General features: G+C 62.8%; 5 protein-coding genes and 1 pseudogene. 4 read left to right on the top strand and 2 right to left on the bottom strand.

Features of this window, described 5'->3' with window-relative positions; translation table 11 throughout:
* A partial coding sequence (locus tag AC1DIN_RS29780) for a formylglycine-generating enzyme family protein (RefSeq protein ID WP_476812339.1) occupies nt 1–762 on the bottom strand: 762 nt, incomplete at its 3' end.
* Nucleotides 763–1,037: 275 nt separating this feature from the next.
* Between AC1DIN_RS29780 and AC1DIN_RS29775 the strand changes: the two genes are divergently transcribed.
* The gene (locus AC1DIN_RS29775) at nt 1,038–2,261 is read left to right on the top strand and encodes an MFS transporter (RefSeq protein WP_441473889.1); all 1,224 of its coding nucleotides are present in this window, start codon (nt 1,038–1,040) and stop codon (nt 2,259–2,261) included.
* 74 nt (nt 2,262–2,335) lie between these two features.
* Here the strand turns inward: AC1DIN_RS29775 and AC1DIN_RS29770 are convergent, their stop codons facing one another.
* Nucleotides 2,336–3,115 (bottom strand): hypothetical protein, encoded by a 780-nt coding sequence (locus tag AC1DIN_RS29770; RefSeq protein WP_441473888.1) that lies wholly within the window; start codon nt 3,113–3,115, stop codon nt 2,336–2,338.
* Nucleotides 3,116–3,204: 89 nt separating this feature from the next.
* Here AC1DIN_RS29770 and AC1DIN_RS29765 point away from each other — a divergent pair, with 89 nt between their 5' ends.
* The 3 genes and pseudogenes from AC1DIN_RS29765 to AC1DIN_RS29755 all read left to right on the top strand — a co-directional run.
* Entirely contained in the window at nt 3,205–3,912 is a 708-nt protein-coding gene (locus AC1DIN_RS29765; RefSeq protein WP_476812338.1) for a Crp/Fnr family transcriptional regulator, read from the top strand.
* 51 nt (nt 3,913–3,963) lie between these two features.
* Nucleotides 3,964–4,653 carry a Crp/Fnr family transcriptional regulator gene (locus AC1DIN_RS29760; RefSeq protein WP_476812337.1) on the top strand — a complete coding sequence of 230 codons (690 nt, stop codon included), beginning with the start codon at nt 3,964–3,966 and terminating at the stop codon, nt 4,651–4,653.
* A gap of 178 nt (nt 4,654–4,831) precedes the next feature.
* Nucleotides 4,832–5,395 (top strand): annotated as a pseudogene (locus tag AC1DIN_RS29755) (transposase); the annotation flags it as partial.

Genomic DNA, 5,395 nt, shown 5'->3' with positions numbered 1-5,395 from the left:
GGGGAGACACGGATCGTAGCTGGCGGATTCCAGCCCTCCGCGAGGGTTCTGCGGCATGCAGCAGGCTTTCGTCGCATCCGCCTCGCGCTTCGGGGCGAACCAGTCGGACGTCCACTCCCAGACGTTCCCGATCATGTCGTAGAGGCCGTATCCGTTGGGCGGAAAGGACCTGACGGGCGAGGTGCGAGCGTATCCGTCCAGCTTGTGATTGACGGTCGGAAACGATCCTTGCCAGGTATTGGCCATATGCCGATCATCGGGGGTCAGTTCCGAGCCCCAGGCGTATTCGGCCTGTTCAAGGCCGCCTCTGGCGGCGAATTCCCACTCGGCTTCGGTGGGGAGATCCTTGCCCTTCCATCGCGCGTAGGCCAATGCGTCGTGGTGGCTGACATGGACAACGGGATGATCGTCCAGTCCCGCAATGCTGCTGCGCGGCCCATAGGGCTGGCGCCAGTTGGCGCCCTTCAGGAAAGTCCACCATTGCGACCAGTCGCCGAGATCGACGCGCCCCGTCGGCTCCCGGAAGACCAGCGAGCCCGCATGCAGCATCTCCGGCAAGATACCGGGATAGTCCCGCGGGTCGGGCTCGAATTCGGCAAATGTGCGATGCCCGGTCGTCGCCACGAACTCGGCGAACTGTGCGTTGGTGACAGGGGTCTCGTCGATGAAGAAGCCGTCGACGCTGACACGATGAGCCGGCTTCTCTTCGGGGTAGTGATCATCCGAGCCCATCCAGAAGATTCCGGCGCGCACGAAGATCATGCCATCTCGCGCACGCTGAGATGACACATCCGTCTGAGCCGTCTCTGCCTGCATAGCCAGCCTTCCCCTCAACCTGAATCGCGTTCGCGAGCGCACTCACGTTCCGTGGGAACGCATACACGGCACGACGATTGAGACTGTCCCGAACGGACAATTCGCGAGGTTCTTTGTGCTCCCCAAGCAAGTCGAGCGGACCGGATGCGTTTTGGTTGATTGACGACGATACCGCGAAGCGGCAGAGGTGCCGGCCATACGAATGGCGTACGGCGGGGGGTATGGAGGTTCGATCGCGCACCACGAAGGCTCAGTTCGCACTATGTCTGGGCCTGACCATCAACACGACCGGTCAATCATTCCTTCTCGTCGTCCTGCCGCCCTTGGGCCGCCGTCTCGGCTTCTCGGATATCCAAACCGGTGCGATCCTCAGCATCTCCGCGCTGCTGCTCATGGTGTCAGCGCCGGCTTGGGGATATCTTAGCGAACGGATGGGGCGCAGGCCGGTTCTGCTGGCGGCGCTCGCTGGGGCGGCCATCGCGGCAGCGTCGTTCGGCATGATCGTGCATTTCCGCCTGATGGGCGCCTTCGGCGCGGCTCTCGCGGTCGGCCTGTTCATTTCCTTCAGGGCCGCGCAGTCGCTGGCTTCCAGCGGGATCATGCCTGCGTCGCAGGCCTACATGGCCGATATCACCGCACCAACGCAGCGGGCCGGCGCCATGGGTGTTCTCGGGGCAGCCATCGGGTTGGGCGCCATCCTTGGGGCCGCGCTCGCATGGCAGATCGCCCCCATCAATCCTGCATGGGCTTTCGCCATCATATCCGTGCTCGCCACCGCCGCCTTCGCCGGCGTCTATTCTTGGGCCACAGAGCCTGCCCGCGTCGCGCGCGCGTCACCGTTCGACGCTCGTTTGCCGCTTGCCAGGATATGGCCGCTTCTCCTGATCACGCTCGTATCGATCTCCGCCTACAGCATCCTGCAGCAGGTGACGGCGCTGCGCATGCAAGATGCGCTCGGGTTCACGGTGGAGGAATCGATCTCGCGTGGCGGAGCGGCGCTGATGGCGACCGCCTTGGCGATGATCGCCGTCCAGGCTTGCGCGATCCGCCTGTTGCGATGGGAGCCGATGCGATTGCTGGCCGTGGGAGCCGTCATCGCCGTGTCGTCGATGCTGATTTGCAGCCTGGTGGACAGCTATATCGAGATTTTCGGCTCGCTCGTGATGCTTGGGATTGGTCTCGGCCTCATGCTCCCCGGCAATCTCGCTTCTCTCAGTTTGTTGACGGGGCCCGGGGCCCAGGGCAAGGCGGCTGGCCTCAATGTCGTCGCGCAAGGGGCGGGCCAGGCAATCGGCCCCCTCGCCGGCGCCATGCTTCATCGGGTCTCGCCGCAGGCTCCATTCGTGGCTGCAACGTTCCTCCTCACGGTCGCCTGTACAGTTGCGATCTTCACCTGGAGATCGGCCATGCAGCCGCCGGAGACCCTTGTACCGCACGGCAACTGAAAATGCGTGCGCCGCCCGATCCCTTCGCGGAACGGTCTTTCATGCCCCTCGCACGTTTCGCCTCGACGAATAACTCAGAATCGATAGGTCGCGGCGATGACCGGACCGTGCATTGTCGTTTCGTAGAGCAAGTCGCCCTTGCGATAATCGACATAGAGCGCCCGATAGCCGGCCCGGAACACCCAGTTGTCGCCCCACTGATAGTTGACCGTGCCTAGCGCCTGCCAGGTTAGCCTGGAAGCGAGGTTGAAGCCGCCGATATCGCCCGCCAGCGTGAGGCTCCAGGGGCCGCCGAGCCTGGCGGTCATGCGGGCCGCGACGACCGGGTCGAGCCAGTTCTCCGAGACGCTGTGATCGATCCGCAGGTTGAGGGAGCCCGGCGCGATCTTCAACTCGTTGTCGAGGTTCCAGAAGCGAAGGCCCGCGCCGACATCGAGATCGAAGGTCTCGTCGGCGTAGATGCGGTAGAGCACCCCTGTCTGAAGCGTCAGCGTCTGCGAGCGGACCTTTGCCGACGAGAAGTAGGGCCCCGGCAAGGAGCCGCCGGGCGTGACCTGCGAGAGCATCGCGTCCGCGAGGAAGCCCCAGCGTCCGATGCGCATTTCGGCGGCCCCCATCAGGCCGACATTCATGTTCTTCAGGATGTCGCCGAAGCTGAGGTTGAGATTGGCAGCCGGCAGTGGCGGCAAGGTGGAGGCTCGTCCGTCGAGCGCGGCAGTCCAGGCATAGCCGGTGAAGGAAAAGCTCGGCCCGTTCGACAGTAACGCCGGCAGAGGCGGCGCGGATGCGAGATCGGCGGCAAGGAGCGGCGCAGAGCTCAGCAGAACGGTCGCTGCGGCAATGACGGATTTCAAGATGCGGGCTCCGATTCGATTCACTCGCAGCAGGGCATGCGCGGAAGCGCGGAGGGAGACTGTCCCGTTGGAACAATCTCGGACCTTGAATGTGCTATGCGTTCACTATGAGCCTGAGATTGATCAAAAGAGACGCCGCCGAGGCCATCCTCCGGCAGAATGGCTGGCTGTCCTATCAGCTCGAGGCGTTCCAGAAGGAGGTCCTGCGGCGCTCCATCCTTGTGAATCTGGCCCCAGGCGAGCTGGTTTTCGGCTTCGGCGAAGAACTGGGAGGCATTTACGGCCTCGTGAGCGGCACCGCGACGATAAACACCGCTCCGCCAAACCATATCCCGCAGTTGATCAATGTCGGCGCACCTGGTGCCTGGGCCGGAGAAGGCTGTTTCCTGGCCCGCCAGCCGCGGAGCGTCGAACTACGCGCATTGGTCGAGACCTGGCTGATGTACCTGCCCCTTGAGCAGATGGATGAAATGGCCGATGCCGACCCGATGGTCGCTTACAATTTCGGCCAGATCATCATGACCAATGTCGATGCCCTCATCAGAGTGATCCATGATCTGCAGAGGGTCGATCCCGATCGCAGGATTGCCTCGGTTCTCCAGCGGGCGGGGTGGATCGGGGAGCATCCCCTCCCGTTGACGCAGTCTGAGATCGGCACCATGGCCCGCGCTTCACGCAGGCAGGTCAATGCCGCCTTGAAGCGGTTTGCGGAGAACGGATGGGTGAAGACCAGCTATCGGTCTGTCACCATCCTCAATTCCGAGAAACTACGGATCTTTTCAACTGAAGACGACTGAGCCGACGCGGCTCGGCGGAGAGTTTCCCGGTCCCGTGCGAGGCGGTGCTTGATGAGCGCGATATTGATCAAGAGAGCAACCGCAGAAGCCATCCTTCGGCAGAACGGATGGCTGTCGACACAGCCTGAAGCTTTCCGGAACGAGGTTCTGCGACGCTCCATCCTGATGCGTTTCGAACCTGATGAGGTCATTTATCACTTCGGCGATGACCTGGGGGGTATCTATGGCCTCGTGAGCGGTGTGGTTGCAGTGAACACCGCTCCGCAAAGCGATACTCCGCAGTTGATTCACATGGGCGTGCCTGGTTCCTGGACCGGCGAAGATAGCTATCTGATCCGCCAGCCGCGGCGGCTTGAACTGCGCGCAATGACCGAGACCTGGGCGATGCATCTGCCCCTCGACCAAATGGCCCAGATGACTGCCGCAGATCCCGCGGTCATCCGCAATTTCTGCCAGAACCTCCTGCGCGGCGTCGATGTCCTCATCAGGATCATCCACGATCTTCAGAAGCAGGAACCCGAGCGCCGGATAGCCTCCGTGCTGCAGCGCATGACCTGGAGCAGCAGACAGGTCCTGTTGACGCAGACCGAGGTCGGCACGATGGCCTCGGCTTCGCGCCGTCAGGTCAATGCCGCCTTGAAGCAGTTTGCCGAAAACGGATGGCTGACGACCAGTTATGGCTCGATCACGGTCACCAATGCCGAAGCGTTACGGCGGTTCGGAGATGAAGGCGGCCATTGAGTTCAAAGCCAACACTGCATTGAATTGAAGCCGGACCACTCAATCGGGGTAGGCCAGCTCGATGCTCCCCTATAGGGCCTGATGCCGTCCGTCCCATCATCCGCCATGGCTTTGGACCGGCTGCTCCCGCCGCCGTGTAAGCTGCGGCGTCACCGCCGAGCCGGAGCAGCCCCATGAACAGGACGAACTCGACCTGCAGGCCTATCACCGTGTCCGGTCGCGGCTGGTCTCGCGCCGAACCGCGACAGTCAATCAGATCCGGGCGTTCCTGATCTGGCAGGGTATCGCCATTCGCCCCGGGCTGCGGGCCCTGCGAAGCTCGCTCTTAGACATCCTGAAGAACCGGGCCGATGAGATCTCGCCTCTGATCTGGTCGTCGACCTCTATGAGGACTGGCTATGGCTCGACGAGCGCATCGAGACGATCACAGCCGAAATCGAGAAGATCGCAGCCGAGCAGGCTGCCTGCACACGGCTTATGAGCGTGCCGGCGTTGGGACGATCATCTCAACCGCGATGGTCGCCGCGTTCGGCGACGGTGAAACCTTCGACCGAGGCCGCGATTTCGGCGCCTGGCTCCGTCTCGTAGCGCGCCTCAATCGGATCGCATCGGCCTTGGTCGACGGCCCATCCGACCGAAGTACGATGGCGCAGTGGGCGTCGCGCGTGGCGATGAGCGAAAGCTCGCTCGCCCGATTGGTCCAACACGAAACTGGCCTGTCCTTCGGTCGTTGGGTTGGCGA

The sequence above is a fragment of the Allobosea sp. 05T438 genome (genome assembly GCF_056396025.1).
Note: the sequence above shows the minus strand (reverse complement) of the source record. Positions and strands in the feature narration are given on the sequence as shown.

Coding starts and splice junctions, on each gene's coding strand:
- AC1DIN_RS29765 (WP_476812338.1), top strand. CDS start 3,205: ATGTGCTATGCGTTCACTATGAGCCTGAGATTGATCAAAAGAGACGCC.
- AC1DIN_RS29775 (WP_441473889.1), top strand. CDS start 1,038: ATGGAGGTTCGATCGCGCACCACGAAGGCTCAGTTCGCACTATGTCTG.
- AC1DIN_RS29760 (WP_476812337.1), top strand. CDS start 3,964: ATGAGCGCGATATTGATCAAGAGAGCAACCGCAGAAGCCATCCTTCGG.